Raw genomic sequence first — 20547 nt, 5'->3', positions numbered from 1 at the left:
AAGTCTTCAATAAAAACAAATTCCGCTTCATTTTGTGATTCTCTTTTTGGTTTAAACATCCCATTCACCATCCTAGAATTATTACCTATATTATACCAAATTAACGCGGTGAATCGGGAAAGTGATAGAAAAAAATAAAAGACTGCCGAGAGTTTCTCGACAGCCTGAGCTTGGGATATCCCAAGCTTTTTTGTTGCGTTAATTTTATTGTTCATTCACTTGCTATATACGTTGTGGGAACTTATGTTTTTTGGGCTGTGATTTTAAGTTTTCTCCACGTTATCTGAACTACTTACCTGAAATGGGCGATGCTTTCTTTACGTTGGCGTGAGCATGATTGCTGTCTGCCGTTTATTATTGTTCCGCTTCTACCCTCTGATACTTAGTAAATGAAGGACTCAGCCTCTTGCCAAGCTTTCTTTTGCGAGTCGTCTTAACAACCATGGATCTCTCAAGATAGCCTGCATATTTTTTATTCCAAAATTTAATTGACATAAAGATCAGAAGTGCTGTTAAGACAGCAAGTCCGATGTTGGCAGGCCAGAAATAGTCTGAGACGATGCCGTTTGTATACGCAAGCCCGATCGGCGAGAACGCGATATAAGTGGCAACAACTAGTGAAAGGAGGAAAATGCTTGTAGCCAAAGCATATTTCCAAGGAACCATATCCACTTCCGGGTTAGCTTTGTATTGATAAGGAACTTCCCTTGGTTTAATCATTCCAATTACAATCATCATAAATACTTCGATAAAGAACAGGATGGCATAGATATGGATAAAGTGAATATCAACTGTAAATCCGAACAGATGGTCTGTTCCCCATACCAGCATGTAGTACGTAATGACGTGGAATATAATGACCACTTTTGCAGCGATGGCAGGAATATACTTTGATAGTACACCTACTAGTACAATCGCGATGATTGGAATATTAAAGAAACCAGTGAATCTTCTGATCAAATCCCACAATCCATCAGGTGCATACATGAGCAATGGTGATACAAACAGTGCGATGATTGCCAGGAACGTACCGAAAATCTGGCTCATTTTAATCAATTTGCGGTCATCCGCATGTTTGTTGATTCTTGTTTTGTAAATATCCAGTGCAAACATAGTGGAAGCACTGTTCAAAAGTGAGTTGAATGAGCTGAATACCGCACCCAGAAGCACCGCAAGGAAAAAGCCGGACATATAAGTCGGCAGAACGCTTGTGATTAAAGTAGGGTACGCAAGGTCAACTGACTGAAGAGAGTCGCCATGCTGATGATACACAACAATTCCGGGAATCATCATGAAGAAAGGAATCAGCAGCTTATAAAAACCTGAGAAAATAACCCCTTTTTGTCCCTCTGCAAGGTTTTTAGCCCCAAGTGTACGCTGAATCACGTATTGATTGGAAGCCCAGTAAAATAAATTTGCAAATATCATTCCAGTAAAAATTGTTCCGAATGGAACGGAATCTTCAGAGGAACCAATGGCATTTAATTTTTCTGAATCTGTAGTGGCAATTTCTTTCATTCCATCGATCATGCTGCCGCCGCCCAATGCGATCAGCCCTAATACAGGCACCAGGATTCCTATAAACATAAGTCCGATCCCATTTAATGTGTCAGATACAGCAACAGCCTTTAACCCGCCGAAGATTGCGTAAATGGCACCGATAATGCCAATAATCCAAATGACCACCCACAGCGATTCAACATATCCCAATCCCAGCAAAGCCGGAATATCAAAAAGCTGAAGCACTGCAATTCCGCCTGAGTAAAGCATGGAAGGAATCGTCACCAGAATATAACCTAGCATAAATAAGATAACAGTATACTGACGAACTCCTTCATCAAATCGCTTGCTCAAAAATTCAGGCAGTGTTGTAAAGCTTCCGCCCAGATATTTGGGAAGCAGGTAGATAGCCATAATAATGATGGCAAAAGCAGATGTAACCTCCCACGCCATATTCGACATATTCGTTCTGTAAGCCTGACCGTTTAATCCGATCAGCTGCTCAGCTGAAAGGTTGGTTAACAGGAGAGAACCGGCAATAAAAGTTCCCGTTAATCCTCTTCCTGCCAGGAAATAGCCGCGGGAGTCATTATTTCCGCCTTTCGTTTTTTTATAAGAAACCCAAGCTACAAGCCCCATGAAGAAAGCACAAGTAACCAGAGTAAACCATACACTTCCTGTATTCATTGTTTTCTCCCCTTATGAAAAATTATCTTAATATGTACAGATATATATCCACATTCCAAGTTAGTAAAACCTAAACACTTAGTAAGGAGAAGAAGTTAGGAAAAAAGAACTATGTAGTGAAGTAAAAAATTTAGTATTTTAGGAAAGTTATTCCACTTCTTTTCTAAGCTGGACTGTTATAAAAAATAGGAGATGATCACACTCTCACAAGAGACCGGCGGATAGTGTTAGTTGAATAAAAACATAGAGTTGAATCTTATCACCTAAAGAATAAAAAGTATATTTTCCTAAATAATGGTTTTAATTTACAAATAGCAGGGAAAATGGAACCGGGAAATGTTTTGGAAGACATTGGTTGAAAAAGGAGGAGCGGAAAGTGAAAAAAGGAAGTTTACTAGTAGTATGGGTAATGTTCATTCTTATGGCAGCAGGCTGCAGCGGAAGTGATGGTGCAGACAAGGCATCCGCAGACAGCAGCAAAAATGATTCAGGAGGCAAAGCAGCCACCAGCGGCGAGAGCGATTTCTTAGAAGTAACGGTGAAAGACGGCTCTTATGTAATGGTCAACAATAAAGACGGAATCTCCGAGAACGAAAATGCAGGATTGCTGCTGGTCAATTTATCATTGAAAAACAAAACAGATTCTTCTCTTACGGTTTCTCCTTTAGATGGGATCAAATTATATAAAGGTGAAGAGGAGAAGAAGGTCAGGCGTGATGTTTTTAGTTCGGAATTGGGACTGGAGACAGACTACAGCGGCAGTATTGGTCCTGAAAAAGTGAAAACAATGTCTGTATTGTTTGATGTGGAAAAGGACCAGACATATGAAATAGCTATTATCCCCATAACAAATGGTTATGAAGAGCAGGAGGAAGTTACCCTGGAACTTCATACAAAAGATTTTTCGGAAAGCTTTGAAACATTGCAGGACCCGGCAAAAGCTCTTGCAGCCTATATTGAAACAGTCTATTTTGATAAGGAAAACCCTGATTATGAAAGATATGTAACAGCGGATAAACAAGCACTTCAAGCAAATGCGAAAGATGCTTTTATAAATGGTTTAAAACGCGTAGCATATGAAGCCATCCCTGACACAGATATTGACAAGCATTATTCCAGCTATAAATCTGTTTTAAGTGAAAAAGCAGAAATCACTGCGGAGACCATTGCTAACGCAAATGGCAGAGCTGTGGTGAAAGTACAATATGCCACGATTCCCCTGGGAGATTCTAATGAGAAAATATCCGAACTGAAAAGCGAGTATAAGGACAGGACAGAAGACTATGATTCGAAAAAGGCCCAGGATTATGCGATGAGTAAATTTGATGCTGTTCTTCATTCTCTGGATCTGCAAACAGGGCGATATCCTATGGAAATTATCATGCTGAATAAGGACGGCAAGTGGACAGTTGACACTTCTGATTATGCTTCTGATAGTCTGGTGGAAGTCTTTGCGTCCGGATCACGCTATTAAAGGAGGTAGTGGAAAGGTGAACCGAAAGTGGATCTTCCTAATTGCTGCTGCTGCAGCCGTCATCGGCGTATTCTTAGTTTACTCTCTTCAGCAGGCGGACACCCCTAAGAAAACACTAGATCAATTCATAACAGCTGTCGATAAAAAGCAAATGAAAGAACTTAAGGAGCTGATCATCCCTGATGACCAGCAAGCTGAGGTAAACAATATTTCTTTAACGGCGTTTATTCAATATCTTCAGAAGAATAACAGCAGTTATCAAGTGATAAAGGAAAGCCTGAACGAACAAGTGAAAAATGAAGATTTTACAGAAACAGGACAGCAAGTCAGCCTGATAGAGGACGGCAAGAAATGGGGTATATTTCAGCAATATAAAATAAAAGTTAAAACTGCTTTTATAAAGGTAACGGGGCAGGAGGAAGGAGACGAACTGAATCTTTCCATAAAGGGAATCAACACAACGTCAAATGAAAAGGATGAAGATGTGTATGGTCCCGTTCTTCCTGGCGATTATCCAGTGCTGACAACAATTAATAATAAGCTGGGCACGTTTATTGATGAAAGTCATGTAGAAGCATGGGGCAATAAACAGGTCACTTTGGTAGTGGACAGCAATAAGCTGGCACGTGAAGATGAGAACATTAAAAAAAATATCCTTGAAGCGCTTGATGTGTTTAACCGGGATTTCTCTGTTTACCAAACGTCCGAATTTGATTTCACTAAAATGACCAATGTATCCAAAAAACTCGAGAGTGACATCTTATATGCAAACAGCGAATTCGAAATGATTAAAGAGTATATTGATGAACTGCATTCGCAATATCTGGGTGCTGTCGTGAACCTCGATGATTTAATTGTCGATCAATTTGACCAGGAATGGACCGCACAAGTATCTGCATTAGTAGCCTATGACAGCAAAGTCAAATACAGGGAAGATGACTCTTTTCATGATGCTTCCTACAAGGTTGTCACTAAGTACAAGCTCACATATGATGCTGAAGCGAAGTCTTGGCTGATTGATGAAATAAAAGGAACCGTTGCTGAAGGAACCGAAGATAAAGACTGGAAAAACAAACAGGAAATGATGCTGGAAGATCCGCCAGTAATGATATGGAGCAGGACAACCAATGAGATTAGTATTTAAAGCTTTTCTGAAGAAATAGAGAACAAGGGGTTGAATTGATGACCTCCTTAAAGAATCTGAGCCCTAACAGTATTGTAGGGCTGTTTTTTGTGGCATAAACGTTAATATAAAAAGAGGGGTTTGTTACTTTGCGTAACTGACCCTTTTTTCTAGTTAAGTAACTGGCTTTCGGTAAGTATGAATACTGTAGAATACTGGAAGCCTGCATACCTTCCTCCTCAACATATGAATGAAAGCCGCATCTGCCATCAGATTGTCAAGAAACACAGGGTCTTTTTGTCAACAATTGCAGCAATCAGTGATACAATTTAGATAAGAAAGACATGAAAGGAAGTAATGATTTGATTAAGAAACTGTTTATTATAATGCTAGTAACCACAGCTCTATGGGGTTGTTCTCAAAAAGAAGAATTTCATTTAACTATAGAAGGCGATTATAACGAGGTAACTGTTTTTATGCATGGAGAGCAGGTTCACCATTCAACCGACAAAGATGACATTTCAGAAATGATTAAAAATATTGAAAACAATAAAACAATGAAAACAGAAGGAAAGCTGAGAGAACCTGAAGGAAAAGTGATCTTTAGCGGGGAAGAGGAAACAATGGAAATGGGGCTGTACCGAAACGGGGACTTGCTTTATGACGGATATCTGATTGCGGTCAGCTGGATATACGGTTAAAAATCTGCTTCAGGGGGAATGAGTAAAATGGACTTCTTCACAATTCTTTCCGAGGACAAAATCAAGAGGGCAATAGGTGACGGAGAATTTCAACAGATTCCTGGCATGGGTAAGCCTTTGCAGCTCGAGGACTTGTCGCACATACCCGAAAACTTGCGAATGGCCTATAAAATGATGAAAAACGGCGGAATGATAGAAGAAGGAGAACTGAAGAAACAGATAAAAACCCTTGAAGATCTCCTTGTGGTCTGCGGCGAAGAAGATAAAGCGGGCATTGAGAGCCAGCTGTCAGAGAGAAAATACAAGCTGGATCACTTGTTTAAGAAACGAAACGCACTCACTTCACCTGCTTCAGCCTACTATAAGGAGAAAGTGTATTCAAAGCTAACCTGAAAAATGACAACTGGACGGTCTTCATCATGAAGGCGGTCTTTTTTACACCCTAAGCGTAAACTTCCTAAACAGAAAGCATCACAACAGCCTTAACAAAGAGGTGAGTATATGATTGTCGTCTGGTTTAAAAGAGACCTTCGCATTAAAGATCACCAACCGCTCTTTGAAGCGGCAAACTCCGGAGAAATTCTGCCGGTTTACCTGCTGAGCCCAGAATATTGGGAAAGCTGTGTTTATCAAAGGAGACATTTGGAGTTTACAAAGGAAAGTCTGGATCAGCTGAATGATAACCTTGAAAAGCTTGGTGGAAGGTTATTTACGTTTGCTGGAAGTGCTGCTGACATGTTTCAAGAGCTGCACGCTCTTTATGGGGATTTTAAAATATTTACTTATAATGATTTTGGAGAAGAGTCTCCATACAGTAAAGAAGCTGGAAGATGGGCAGAAGAGCAAGGGATATCCATAAAAGAATTTCATCGCGTCGATGAGACGCTTTCCATAAAGCCCGCTAAGTGGAAGAAGCAAATGCTGGAGCAGCAGTTCCTGCCTGACATACAATCTATTCAGCTGCCGGCCAGTCTTCCTGATTTTCCTCATAGAAGAAACAGCAGAAAATATAATATAGAAATAAAAGGTGACAAAATACATTTTGGACAGCAGGGCGGGGAGACAAGAGCGTTGGAAACACTATCAGTCTTTCTTCAGGAGAGGCTGGCAACCTTTGCTGAAGGTCTTGGAGACCCCATTTCAGCCGCAAATATGTCGAGCAGGCTGTCACCTTATCTTTCTCACGGAGATCTATCAATTTCGACAATTTTCCGGGAAATAAAGAATAGCGAATATTGTCACAATTTGTTCCACGGGAAACATTTTGATTTTTTTGTAAAAAAGCTTCATAAATACTATCTGTCACAAAGAGAAACGGAGGCATGGTCGCCGCAAATGGAAGCCGATACATACTCCTCTCTTGCAAAACCGGAAAGTGAGCATCTGCTTTCTTCTTTTTTACAGGGAATGACTGGACTCCCTCTGCTTGATGCCTCTATACGCTGTCTTCATAAAACCGGCTGGGTGGATGAGAGACTCAGAGGTTTGCAGGTTTCTTTTCTGGTTCATGTTTTGGGGGAAAGCTGGGAGGTGGCAGTACGTAAATTAGGGCCGCTTTTTCTCGATTTTGATCCTGTCATTTTTCAAAGAGAGGCAATGTTGGCAGCAGGAGGAAAGAAACTCACTGCTTCACATATTGTCCATCCAGTTGCTTTCAGTAAAAAGATTGATCCGCAGGGAAGGTTCATCAAACGATATCTTCCTGAGCTGAAAAATCTTCCGGAAAATTACATCCACGAACCATGGAAATATCCGGGGTTTTATACACTGGGATATCAACCGCCGATTGTAGAGATTGATAAAATTATCCGGCAGATGAAACTGTATTTGAAGGAAACTGCTGAAAAAGAGAAGGCAAAGGAAGGGCCTGAACAGCTTCAATTTGACATATAATTACCAAAAAAGCGTTTATGATCATATCGCAGAGGGAATACCCCATTTAGTCTAGTATAAATGGAGGTAATGCGATTGGATGCTTTTATGAATTGGGTAGAAAACATCAGCACATGGCTGTGGGGTCCGCCATTAATTATTCTGCTGCTGGTAACAGGAATTTATTTAACGTTTTTATTAGGATTTTTTCAATTTAGATATCCGCTATATATTTTTCAGCAAACATTTGGCAGCGTGTTTAAAAAACCAAAAGGTAAAGGAACCGTTACCCCGCTTCAGGCTTTAACATCAGCTTTGTCAGCAACTGTCGGTGCTGCAAACATTGTCGGAGTACCTGCTGCGATTATGTTTGGAGGACCGGGAGCAATCTTTTGGATGTGGGTCATCGCACTCATCGGGATGTCGATCAAATTCTCAGAATGTGTGCTGGCCGTTAGATACAGGGAGAAAAACGCAGAAGGCGAATATGTCGGAGGCCCGATGTATTATATGACAAAAGGGCTGAACATGAAATGGCTCGGTGTCTGGTTTGCCTTCGCATTAATGATTGAGCTGATTCCGAGCATCATGGTGCAGGGAAATGCTGTCTCCTCAGCTGTCTATGAAACATTTAATATCAATCCCTTGTATACGGGTATCGCAACTGCCATTCTGGTAGGTTTGGTTGTATTAGGCGGGATTAAAAGAATCGGAAGGGTTACAGAGGTTGTCGTACCATTCATGGCACTCATTTATGTAGGTGCAGCTCTAATTATTTTATTTATGAACTTAAACCTCGTACCTGACGTATTAAGCTTAATCTTTTCCTATGCTTTCCAACCTATGGCTGCACTAGGCGGCTTTGCAGGTGCCGCAGTTGCCGAAACGATCCGCTGGGGCTTTGCACGCGGACTGTACTCAAATGAAGCAGGCCTTGGTACAGCGCCGATTGCCCATGCTGCAGCAACTACAGATCACCCTGTCCGTCAGGGATTATGGGCAATTATCGGGATTGTTGTAGATACACTCGTTATCTGTTCAGCATCCGCTTTTGTCATCCTGTCCTCAGGTGTCTGGACCGGAGAAAATGCAATGAATAATCCTTCAGGGCTGACATCAGCTGCTTTTGCACAATACTTTGGACAAGCAGGAAGCATCCTTGTAACAGTTTCGCTGATTTTCTTCGTAGTCTCAACAATTGTCGTTATCATTTTCTTCGGCAGCAAGCAGGCTGAATTTTTATTCGGCCTTAAAGCAGGAGAACTGATTAAATATGTCTACCTCATTGCAATCGTCTTTGGTGCAACAGGAGGAGCGAGGGCGCTCTGGCAGTTCCTTGATATTGCCTTGGCCGCTATCCTTATCCCGAATGTCATTGCGATCCTGTTACTAAGCAAAGAAGTAAAAAGGCTGAAAACAGAATTCTTTACCTCTGACTTATATTACCGTAAAGATATTAGGGAAAAGCGGGATAAAAAAGCTTCTTAAGACGAAGAGGGCACATTGCTTTGGCAATGTGCTTTTTTTTAGGTTGGAGGAACTAACTCTATCAGAAAACAACTTGTAGCAATTCTTTTTGGGTGCATTACAATAAATGGTGATAAAACCAGGAAGAGAGTGACTTTTCCCTAGTTGTCATGTGATGATTTATTTAGTTCTACCATACACTATTTTATCTAGTAAAATCTTTCTATGATATAATTATACCAAAAAAACCCTATTCTGCATTGGAAGGATCCAATCATGTTGAAACAAGGAATTTATGAAGAAATCATTACTGAAAAGCTTCAGGAAGAGCTCGCGAGCTCCGACCTGGATTTTGATATCGGCAAAGCACCTCTAGATGTGGAGGAAGCACGGAAGGTACTGTCTTCCTACATTAGTTCGGTTACGAGGAATGCTCTGAAGTCTGTCCGTGAGGAGGAGCGAAATGATCAGCAGGCTCTCCTCAAGCAAATTGAGACCTGCAATGAAATTATCGACATTCTCAGCCAGCGATTGGACCGGCAGGAATTTGAGAGACTGCGAATCTCTGAAGAAGGCGAAGTCCTTACCCATATCTACTTCAAGATGAATTCCGTCCGCAGCATTGAAAAACAGGAAGTCATCCGTCCTGTGACTCCTATCTCCGAGAGTTCGTTATTCACCGGTTCCAGCTATGAGCCGAACATGCTGAGTGAGTTAAAAAAGGAAATACTCTCCTCTGATTCTATCGATATGCTCGTGTCCTTTATCAAGTGGAGCGGCCTGCGCATCATTTTGGAAGACCTGAAGACATTCACGGAGGGTGGAGGCAGGCTTCGTGTCATCACAACTTCTTATATGGAAGCGACGGATTATAAGGCGATTCAGGAGCTGAGCAAGCTTCCCAACACAGAGATCCGTATTTCCTATGATGTAGAGCGGACAAGACTTCACGCCAAGGCCTATCTTTTTAAAAGAGAAACCGGCTTCAGTACGGCGTACATCGGCTCCTCCAACCTATCCAATCCTGCGCTGACATCGGGACTCGAGTGGAATGTGAAGGTAACGGAGAAGGATTCCTTTGATGTTCTCAAAAAATGTGAGGCCACCTTTGAAAGCTACTGGAATGACAGGGAGTTCAAACTGTTTAATGGAGAGAATGCGGAAGACAACCAGACTCTCAAGCTCGCTTTGGAAAGTAGCAAAGTGGCGGAGGAATCTGTTCAGTATCTCTTTGACATCCAGCCTTACTTTTACCAAAAAGAGATCCTTGAAAAGCTTCAGGCAGAACGGGAAGTTCATCACCGCTATAAAAACCTATTGGTCGCCGCAACAGGTGTGGGAAAAACGGTCATTTCTGCCTTTGACTACAAACGCTTCAGGAAGGCAAACGGCGGAGGGGCAAAGCTGCTCTTCGTTGCTCACCGGGAGGAAATTCTGAAACAAAGCCTGAACACCTTCCGCGCGATTTTACGTGAACCGAACTTCGGGGATATGCTTGTTGGAACACAGCAGCCATCCTCTCTCGATCACTTATTTGTCAGCATCCAAAGCTTTAACAGCAAGGAGCTTCATCAACATACCGAAAGCGGCTACTACGATTTTATCATCGTCGATGAGTTTCACCATGCGGCCGCTGACTCTTATCAAAAGCTGCTGAACCATTATCAGCCAGGGATTCTCCTGGGACTGACCGCAACCCCGGAGAGGATGGACGGAAAAAGCATTCTGTCTTACTTCGATGATCACATCGCAGCCGAAATGCGGTTAACCGAAGCGATCAACCAAAAGCTCTTAAGTCCGTTTCAATATTTCTGCGTCACAGATACCGTCGATCTTTCCAACTTGAAATGGACCCGAGGCGGCTATGACACCAAGCAACTGGAAAATGTCTATACGTCCAACGACCTTCGAAGCACGCAAATCGTTCAAAGCGTGCAGAAATATGTCACGGATATCACCGATGTAAAAGCACTGGGCTTCTGCGTATCGATTGCCCATGCTCAGTATATGACCGACTTTTTTAACAAATCCGGCATCCCATCCATCACATTGCATGGAGGAACGGACCGGAAATCCCGCCAGGAAGCACAACAGCTGCTCGTTTCAGGAGAAATCAAGTTCATCTTCGTCGTCGACCTATACAACGAAGGAATCGACATCCCGGAAATCAATACCGTCTTGTTCCTGCGCCCGACAGAAAGTATGACCGTCTTCCTGCAGCAGCTGGGACGTGGCCTCCGCCTGTCAGAAGACAAAGAATGCCTGACCGTCCTGGATTTCGTCGGACAAGCTCACCGCAATTATTCATACGAAGAAAAACTGCGAGCCCTGATCGGTAAATCAAAGCACTCCGTCCAGTACTATGTCGAGAACGAATTCTTCAACCTGCCAAAGGGCTGCTTCGTCCAGCTGGAAAAACAAGCGAAGGAATACATCCTGCGTAACATCAAAGCTGGCGCCAATAACAAAGCAAACCTTGTAGCCAAACTAAAAACCTTTGAGCAAGATACCGGGAAATCCGTTACACTGAAAAACTTCCTGGAGCACTATCACCTAGATCTCTATGATTTCTATGGAGGAAACAGGGACCGAAGCTTTTCGCGGCTACTAGTAGAGACGGGTCTTGCTGAGGATTTCACGTATGAGGACGAGACCTGGCTGACCAAACGATTACCAAGCCTCCTTCACCTCAATTCAAGAAAACTGTTGGAGTTTATAAAAAACTATATGGAAACAGGAGAAGCCAACGGAAAAGAAGAAGAACTGATGCTGAACATGTTCTATTACTCTTTCTATCAAGCCCATCCTGAAAAAGAAGGACTCTCTTCCGTAAAGGAAGGCGTGGAAAAAGTGTTGAAGCATCCTGCGTTCAAAGAGGAGATCAACCAAATTATCGGGGTATTATACGACTCATTAGAAACTGTAGAACTGCAGCCTAACTTTACCTTCCTTTGCCCGCTTCAAGTCCACAGCCGTTACTCAACAGCACAAGTGCTGGCCGGATTTGACTACAACAACGAAGAGCAAAGCCCTGCTTTCCGGGAAGGAGTCAAGTACTTCAAAGACAAAAAGCTCGACATCTTCTTTATTACACTAAACAAATCAGAAAAAGACTTCTCGCCATCAACGCTATACGAGGACTATGCCATAAACGAAAAGCTGTTTCATTGGGAAACCCAAAGTCGTGTGACTGAAGAAAGCCCGACCGGCCAGCGATATATCCATCACCGCCAGACCGGAAACAAAATCGCCCTGTTTGTCAGAGAATACAAAAAAGAGAAAGGCAGCATTCCTTCACCTTTCGTCTTTCTTGGTACTGCGAATTATATTAAGCACTCTGGGAATAAGCCGATGAGTTTTGTTTGGGAGCTTGAGGAAGAGATGCCTTCTTATTTGGTGCCGAGGGCTAATAAGAATATACTGTAGTGTAGGAATAACTTGTGGAGTAAGGTGTTTGCTACTATTTTATAATACGAAAATGTTATCAGGGAGCGTAATTTTTATGAATGATACATTTATTGAGTTAATCAAAGAATATGATTTAAAGCAATTTAAAAGTGAAAAAGATATTTTTGATAGAATTAAACAGAATCAGATAGATTACTCATTAAATATAAAACAATTTATTTTCAAACAAAGAAATTCAAAATATAGAAAAGTACTTGTAATGAAAAATGATTCACTTGAGCAAATATCTTTAAAATATCTTAAGAAGAGATTAGATTCCTCATTTAGAATTTCTTATCCTAATAGACAGAGAATTATGAGAGAGTGTTTTACAATCACAGAAATAATAAATAGTATGAGCGAGTTCACTATCTATAAATTTGATTTTAAAGATTTTTTTAACTCCGTTAAAAGCGCTGATGTCTTTAACAGATATATTAAGTATTCTAGCCTTTATAGATTTGAAAAAGACCTATTAGAAAACATTACTGAAAATTTTAAATATTGCTCTCCAGGACTCCCAACATCAAATGCTTTAGTAGAGTTGATTTCTAGAGATTTTGATATAAAGTTAAAATCCCTTCTCCATGATTATGGGTTAATCTTTTACTCAAGATATGTAGATGACAGTTTAATAATCTTTAATCAATCAGTAGAGGAAAGAAAAATCCTAGATTGTATTGAAGATGCGCTTAATACCGTCTTCAAGAGTAGTAATATAAAATTAAATAAATCAAAAAGAAGCCTTATATATAGCGGTTCTCCTTCAGGAACTACTTATAATTATTTGGGGTACTTATTTGAATACCAAAAAGAAAAAGAATATAAATTTTTTAAATATGGAATTGCAGAGGATAAAATATCTAAATACAGAAAAAAATTAATTAGAATAATCTCTGAATACAAAAATGATGGTAATATGGAACTTTTTAGACAGAGAATACTTTTTTGGGGTTCAAGAATCGTTTTCTATAATACCTCTAGAAATAAATATTCAACTAGTTTCATATGGGATGTTCTAGGTATAGTGCACTCATACGGAGAGCTAAGGAATTTTCTGTATGTAAATGATAAAATTGAAAAAATTGAAAAAGAGACGAAAGACTTTCTAAGAAATGAAATTATACAACAGGTCAATAATATAATAGGTTATTGTCCATATTTCTTAAAAACTAAAACCTTAGGTTATGTATTAGAAGATAGACTCTCTAGAAACAAATCAATAGTCTTTCATTCAAACATTGGTTGGTCGAAGAACTATCTAATTAAAATGATTAAAAAGATTGAACCTTCTTTTGATCCTAGCAAGAGATCTTATAGAAACTTAGTAACCTACTACTGTAAAAAGTTAAAGCTATAGAAAAGAACCTCAGATTTCTCCGAGGCTCCCTCCTTAAATAGCGTTTTTAGTTTGTAGTTTGAAGAAGGTATAAGAACATCAATTCAAATGAGAATTTTTGTATCTTAACCACCAGTTACTACAGAAAGCTTGTAAGCTTTCACCGATAATGTGTGTGACCGGATTATTTATGTAGTCTAAGATGAAATCCAATCACTTAGAGATTTTCTCTAACAAAATTTTATCAAAAGGTTGTTATTAAATCAATGAAGAGAAATGAATTAGATTTTTTACTTACCGAACTATTACCAGTAGAAACAAGCCACATGTTTACCTATACTTACTTTTACCAATTTTTATTAAATAAGAAAGAAGTAATGAAGGAAATTGAGCAAAAGCTATTAAAATCAAAGTATTCTAAAACACCTATATTTAATAAAGGCTGGCATGCATCCCCTCTGAAATATTTTGTGAATAAAGGTAATAATGATTTGCGAGAAATTTCAATATTAAATCCTTTTTCTGCAGTGGAAGTTTTTCTATTTGTAAGATTGTATAGCAATGAGATCTTAGATACTTTAAACAAGGAATCTGGCTCTTTCTCATTAAGATCGCATAAGAAAAATAACGATTTATTTTATAAATCAAGTAAGGGCGGAATTGTAGAATATGAAGATACTAAAGAAAAAAAGGATAAATTCACTAAAGCTCTAGAATCCTCCGGGATTTACTTTAAGTTAGAACCATATAGTACTTTGGGTCATTTTTATAACTCAGAGTACTGGTTTAAACTTAATAGTCAATTTAAATATTTTGCTAAAATCGATTACAAGGATTGTTTCGGAAGCATATACACCCATACTTTTAAATGGATTATCTCACATAACACAATTGATTCACGTGGGTTTACGAATAATAACTTATATAGTGTCTTGGATCGATTATTACAACACCTAAACAACTCTATTTCAAATGGAGTAATAGTAGGACCTGAGTTCTCCAGGATGGTTGCTGAGATATTATTACAGCATGTAGATTATGAAGTATATAACAATTTAATAGAATTAAATCTAAAACAAGAAGTTGATTTTAATATTTGCAGGTATGTCGATGATATATATATCTTTTCAAATGAAGAAAGTATTATCGAAGATATTATTACATCTTACAAGGACAATGCATCAAAATATCAATTGAAATTAAATGAGTTAAAAAGTGTAACTGGAAAACTTCCTTTTGTGTGGAATGATTGGAAAGGAAGTACCAAATCTTTTCTAACTATCTTAATGACCAGGTCTTTTTATTCTGATGAAGATATTGAAGTTTCATATTTAATTAAAGGAAGAAACTTCGTCAACTATAGAAATCTTGCCTCATTAAAGGAGGAGCTTCAAAATCTACTTTCTTTATTCCCAGAAAATAGAGAAAAAATCATTTCATATATATATAGTGCATTATTTAATAAACTTAGAAAAAACAAAAAAGAGAAGTTATTTAGAAAAAATGCCACTACTCTAGAAGTAGAAAAAGTTTTGGAATTTATTTTTTACTTATATTCATTTGCTCCTACTTTTAGAAACACTCGAAAGTTAATCTGTATCGAATATTTGTTTAGAGAAGAATTAGATCAAGATTTATTAAAACCTCTCCTTCAAAAAACAGTCAAAAAATATGAACACATCTTTTTATATGCAAACATAGCTGATATTATTGATTTATTGCCAGTATTTAGCAATAATGATATTGAATTATCTATTCTAGCTGAAGAGCATATTTGGTCTACTATTTACAAACATGAAAATCCCTTATTAGTTGCAAGTTTTTTAGTTTACTCTAAATATAATAAAAAATATTTTAGAAAGATTAAGAATGATTTAGACCAACTAATAAAAAAGAATTTGAAGATTATTACAGGGCAAAAGGATATTCTCTTATATAAGGAATTATGGTGGCTTTTTATTTATATAGACTGTCCCTATTTGGAACCTGGAGCTAAAACCCTGTTACAAGAAAAAATGAATTACCTTAAAAATAGTAATAACCACTTAAATCATAAAATTTTAAATATCCTTTTTGATTTTCTTTCTGAAAATAATGGCAGTAATAAATTCATGGAATGGGATATTGAATCATATGACATTGTGGAAGATATTACGTACTTCACATATGAAAGAACTCTATTTAGAAACAATGAAAAAGACCTATATTCTTTTGAATATTAAATGAGAAAATCACTATTCATGCTTTACAGTCATAGCAAATTCTAGGTGTAATACTTTTAAATGTATGACACCCTTGCTTTCCTAACAAACGTGCTAACTGATTCCTCTCAAAAAAACCAGCAAAATCTAACAGTCTTTTTTAACTGTTAATCAATTAGATATTAAAGACTATCAAGACTAACTAGTCACCTTGAATAATCTACTACTTTTACGCACCACCTATAGTCACAGTGACACTCCTTTTATGGCGAGTGAAACTAATAATGGAGTATTTTAGTTTGGTTTCAGACTTTGGGCAGCAGAATTTTCATGATAAGTTAAAGTCTTCGCAAAACAGGTATTATTTGTTCTCTGGAACAACACAACAAAAGTGATATGCAATTTTTAATAGAATCTTAAAAACAATGAGGTCAGAAAATGAGCGAACTTATTTTAGAAAAGAAAGATTTAACTCATGATCATCTCAATCACTGAAAACAGTCCACTTAAACAACTATCCATAAATGACAATAAAAAACCCTCTGCCTATATAGGACAGACGGTTCAAGCTGCACGGCGGTTGAAGAATCATTCAGAAGATAAAAGGCGGAAGAATTAAATCGTTCGATATTAATTGGACATGAGAAATTCAATCAGTCCGACCTATAATATCAAGTCTAATCTCATAAACTTCTTTATTGCCGATAATCTCTACCAGCTGCAGAATGTGAGCCAGATGAACTCCAGGGAAATGCACAACTATTATGAGAAGTTTTTCTATAATGAAGAAACTAAGGGAAGGGAAGATTGTTTTCGACACAGTTGAAATAAACTGTTCTTTGACTCTTCCCTAAAAAACAAAATTGTGCTCACTTATGATTTGGCTAACCATATTATAAACAGCAAAAAGTTAGGTGCTTTGGGTACGGAGTTTTCTTGGCCCACAGGAGGTTTGTCATCCCTGCTTAAATTACAGGTAATCAATTGCTACTACTTCCTTTCTTTAAGTTTTCACCACCCTAAAACACCCAGCATTGTCTTTAGTTATCTCTTAGTAAGGGATAAATCACCTGTCCCTCTATTAGTTAAACCTTTTTGAACAATAATAGTTTTTTTAATATTAAACTAAACTTTTTAATTATTGATCCTTTTTCAGTTGATTGTTGTTTTTTATCTCCTACGGGTATACTTTTTTCAGATTTCAGAAAGTCAGGATAAATTCCCCTTATTACATTATTAGATGCTGCTTTTTCCTGTTTACTCAAAGATATTATGTGATCAAAAATATTATATTTTCTTAAGATATTTTGCTGCCATTCTTGTAAAGTATTGTTTGTGAATAGAGTATAGACCTCAACTGCCCAAGTCTTCTGTTTACTAGGATATTGTTTAAACTCTTTTGCTGCATTTTCAAAGGTGACCTTTACCGGGTCCATTCCCACATCGATATTTCTTTGTTCATTTTGACTGTCTTCACTTTCTTGTAGGTACAATAGGTTGTCAAGAATGTTGTATTCTTGTAAGATACTGAGTTTCCATTTTGGAAGATTCCCCAACTTAAATTGCCTATAAACCTCTGTCGCCCATTTTTTTTGCTTATTTGGAGAAGTTTTAAATTCTTTTGCTGATACCTCAAATTCAAGTTTTACATAATTAAGTTCAAAATTTATACTTTTAAGTTTATTTATTTTTTCGTCGCTAAGTTTCAGGTTTCTATAATCTTCTCTTTGTTTTATTAACCATTCAATATCTTCTTGGTTAAAGGTAGCATCTATTTTTAGATTCCCAGCTTGAATTTCTTCTTTATATATATCTTTAATTACTTGGAAGTTTCTCTCCCAATCTGATTCTATTATAAAGTTAACAAGTGCGGCTTGCTCTTCTTCATTATTAAACAAATAACCTAAAGTGGTTAGATAATCGATTTTTTCTTGGCTTAATTCCTGGTTGTTATAATATTTTCTTTGCGATGATAACCATATTTTTAATTTCTCGTCCATTAATTGGTCAGGGTGATCAGTATATAAATGATGGTAATCTTCTTTAAATTTCTTAGCCAATGAAAGATACGAATACCATTTTTCCTCTTCACCTGTAAAGTCATATTCTAAAGTAGTTAAAAGTCTATATTGCTCTTCATCTAATTCACTATTTTTATATAATTCTAATTGTTCTTTTAACCATTCAGATAATACTAGTGACATCTGCGAGTCAGGATAATTCGTGATGATCGTTCCTTTATTCTTCTTGTGTTCTTCAGCTAAAGTATAAAAAGAATGCCACTTATCCTGATGTGGCAAAAATAGAAAACCTATTTTTTCTAATAATAAAAACTTTTTTTTAGAAAGTATCTTTTTATCCAAGTAGTTGTATCGTTGTATTTCACACCATCTCTTAAGATTTGAATGCTCTCCACTCATAAGAAATGAGAGAACATTCCCGTTATCTTCTTTGTAAAGAAGCAGGGTCTCATACATTTCATACCACTGATCTTTTATTCGATCCTCTATCTCTATCATATAGTCCAAAATTTTCTTTGTTTCATCCACAAATTTAAATTGTGCCTTTTTAGGGTGGAGGTTTCTTTCCCCTCTATAATTATTTAATCTATCCATGGCTATTTCTAGGTCTTTAATAAAATTAATTTCTTTTAACATTTCAAAGTTGTTTACCAAATCAAATATTAAAGGCATTCTGTCTTCACCAGCATTAAAAGCCCGCCCAATTTGTTGAAAGTATATTCGATGAGAATCTGTATTACGTAGTAATATTACTCCATCGACAGAAGGTATATGTATTCCTTCATTTAAACGATCAATCGTAAACAACAACTTTATAGTATTTTTTGAGTTATCTTTCCTAAACTCTTCTAAATTTTTATTCCCCTGAATCGAATCCTCACTTGTTGATTGGTATATCTTTATATCTTTGTTAAGATCAGATTCAGAAAACCAACCGTGTACAATCGCTTTCATTCTTTTAAGGTGGGGGCCCCCCTTACAAAAGACAATGAACTTACTTTCGTTTCGGATATGCTTATTAAAGACTTGTGACATTCCACTTGCACTAGCCCAACTTATCCTAAATGACTCTATTTCCTTTTTATACTTTGCCTTTATTCTATTATTACCATCAAAGATTTCAATTTGTTCATCCATACGCTTAATAACTTCATCGATTTCATATAAGGCAACTATATAATTGGGGACTGGTAAGATATCACGAACAATGGCCTCTGGTAGTGATATATTAACTGCTTTTTTATTATCAAAAAGGACTTCAGCCATATCAGTCCCATCTCTTCTTACAGGTGTTGCAGAAGTGCCTAAAACTCTAGCTTGTTGATTATGCGTTAAGAGAGTTCTTATACTTTTCCCCCACTCCTCAGACCCAACACGATGAAATTCATCTAACACAATTAAATCAAAAGACATGTTCTGTATAAATTCATCTGACCTTCTAATTAGCCAGGCATAAGTGTAATATTCCACGTTAGGGTCCAGGCGGGCTCCTTTTTCCTTTATATGTTCAAGTATTTTTTCAGATGGAGCAAAGAAAACTTTCTTTCCTTCATTAGATAAAATAGCTTGCACTATGATAAAACTTTTCCCCGTTCCCGTAGCTTGAACACAACAGACTTTATTATGAGTTTCCCACATTTTTGTTAAATTTTTAAATGTTTCAAGGTTATGGGGGTACATGTTTGTAATCAAACGATTTGATGTTGGGGAATCGTAATAATCTATAAGAAATTTTATATCTTCCCAACCAAAAAGATTAACGTTATATTTATCGTAACCAGTACAATTATCTCGGTATCCATTTACCGAGTAGAAAGAATAGACTTTACAATTACCATACTCCTTTTTTCCTTTTTTTTCATATTTGTTTATTTCTAAAGCGAGTTCGTCCTGACTTAACGGCACCCTTTGATTTTTTGCCTGAATAACTTGTATAATTCTTTCAGAGTTATCCCCATCAACTAATATAATATCTACACCCTTATCATTTACCTTCCCAATTTTCACTGCATTGAAGTTATTACCTTTTAGTAATCGGGTTAAATAGATTTCAAATAGGTTACCTTTTCGTCTTATATCAAAATAATTTAGTATTCTTTTAATTTCATCATAATTCTTTTCTCTTGTTAATATCATTAATCGGTCAATCGTCTTATTAATACTATCGGTCTCCAGGTCCAATGTATTATCCATATAATAAGTTCCTTCCCACACGATAGACTACCTAGTATTGGTTATTCAATTTTGCATCTTTTATGAGAATTATGTTTACTTAATTTTACTCAATGGTTATATTCTTCATCTTAATTCAATTCCCCTTGGGGAAACTTGGGAAATAAATCCTCTTCTTTTGACTTTAAGAAGGTTTTCTTGTCGAAAAAGATAAAAGTACTAATTATAATTTGCGGGATAGAGATAGAGGGACAGGTGAATTGTCAAATGAAAAATAATTAGAGACAATGAAGTCCGACCGCATCCATACTGAATGGGGTCCAATATTCCTGAGCTAGACAGTAAATATGGCTTTCTTCTAATGGGGTTTTTCCAGTTGTACCTTACAAAGATTAATCTAATTGGCAATAATCCACTTCGCACCAAATAGTTATATATTCACAGCTCTTTTGTTATAATGATGATGAGTATTTATTACATTTTTTTCTATATTTCGACAGAAAGTTCACATAAATACGCAAATAGCCAAAATGATTAAAATGA

The 20547-nt window shown here is 37.3% G+C and carries 12 protein-coding genes and 1 pseudogene; 10 read left to right on the top strand and 3 right to left on the bottom strand.

Translation table 11 applies throughout. The annotated features are described in order from the left end of the window. Both GJU40_RS20850 and GJU40_RS14830 read right to left on the bottom strand, forming a co-directional pair. Positions 1–215, bottom strand: a 215-nt coding sequence (locus GJU40_RS20850) for a hypothetical protein (RefSeq protein WP_212029859.1), incomplete at its 3' end; no start/stop codon positions are given. Between the two features lie 139 nt (positions 216–354). Beyond that, on the bottom strand, positions 355–2187 hold the full coding sequence (locus GJU40_RS14830; protein ID WP_154308853.1) for a solute:sodium symporter family transporter: 1833 nt from the start codon (positions 2185–2187) through the stop codon (positions 355–357). 376 nt (positions 2188–2563) lie between these two features. Between GJU40_RS14830 and GJU40_RS14825 the strand changes: the two genes are divergently transcribed. The 10 genes and pseudogenes from GJU40_RS14825 to GJU40_RS21560 all read left to right on the top strand — a co-directional run. Then, positions 2564–3661, top strand: coding sequence for a DUF5105 domain-containing protein (locus tag GJU40_RS14825; RefSeq protein ID WP_154308852.1), 1098 nt, complete (start codon positions 2564–2566; stop codon positions 3659–3661). Positions 3662–3677: 16 nt separating this feature from the next. Then, a complete protein-coding gene (locus GJU40_RS14820; protein WP_154308851.1) occupies positions 3678–4805 on the top strand; it encodes a TcaA second domain-containing protein in 1128 nt (375 codons plus the stop codon). 341 nt (positions 4806–5146) lie between these two features. Further along, positions 5147–5485, top strand: coding sequence for a hypothetical protein (locus tag GJU40_RS14815; RefSeq protein WP_154308850.1), 339 nt, complete (start codon positions 5147–5149; stop codon positions 5483–5485). A gap of 27 nt (positions 5486–5512) precedes the next feature. After that, positions 5513–5878 (top strand): DnaJ family domain-containing protein, encoded by a 366-nt coding sequence (locus GJU40_RS14810; protein WP_154308856.1) that lies wholly within the window; start codon positions 5513–5515, stop codon positions 5876–5878. Positions 5879–5986: 108 nt separating this feature from the next. Next, positions 5987–7378, top strand: coding sequence for an FAD-binding domain-containing protein (locus GJU40_RS14805; protein ID WP_154308849.1), 1392 nt, complete (start codon positions 5987–5989; stop codon positions 7376–7378). A gap of 87 nt (positions 7379–7465) precedes the next feature. Continuing rightward, positions 7466–8845 (top strand): alanine/glycine:cation symporter family protein, encoded by a 1380-nt coding sequence (locus GJU40_RS14800; protein ID WP_154308855.1) that lies wholly within the window; start codon positions 7466–7468, stop codon positions 8843–8845. 255 nt (positions 8846–9100) lie between these two features. Next, positions 9101–12250 (top strand): DEAD/DEAH box helicase, encoded by a 3150-nt coding sequence (locus GJU40_RS14795; protein ID WP_154308848.1) that lies wholly within the window; start codon positions 9101–9103, stop codon positions 12248–12250. 76 nt (positions 12251–12326) lie between these two features. Continuing rightward, entirely contained in the window at positions 12327–13631 is a 1305-nt protein-coding gene (locus GJU40_RS14790) for a reverse transcriptase domain-containing protein (RefSeq protein WP_170289423.1), read from the top strand. Positions 13632–13876: 245 nt separating this feature from the next. Beyond that, positions 13877–15832 carry an RNA-directed DNA polymerase gene (locus tag GJU40_RS14785; RefSeq protein WP_154308846.1) on the top strand — a complete coding sequence of 652 codons (1956 nt, stop codon included), beginning with the start codon at positions 13877–13879 and terminating at the stop codon, positions 15830–15832. 417 nt (positions 15833–16249) lie between these two features. After that, positions 16250–16598 (top strand): annotated as a pseudogene (locus tag GJU40_RS21560) (GIY-YIG nuclease family protein); the annotation flags it as partial. 298 nt (positions 16599–16896) lie between these two features. Here the strand turns inward: GJU40_RS21560 and GJU40_RS14780 are convergent. After that, entirely contained in the window at positions 16897–20025 is a 3129-nt protein-coding gene (locus tag GJU40_RS14780; protein ID WP_154308845.1) for a Helicase associated domain protein, read from the bottom strand. Positions 20026–20547: the final 522 nt, after the last annotated feature.

The sequence above is a fragment of the Metabacillus lacus genome (assembly GCF_009674805.1).
Lineage (GTDB): Bacteria > Bacillota > Bacilli > Bacillales > Bacillaceae > Metabacillus_C > Metabacillus_C lacus.
Note: the sequence above shows the minus strand (reverse complement) of the source record. Positions and strands in the feature narration are given on the sequence as shown.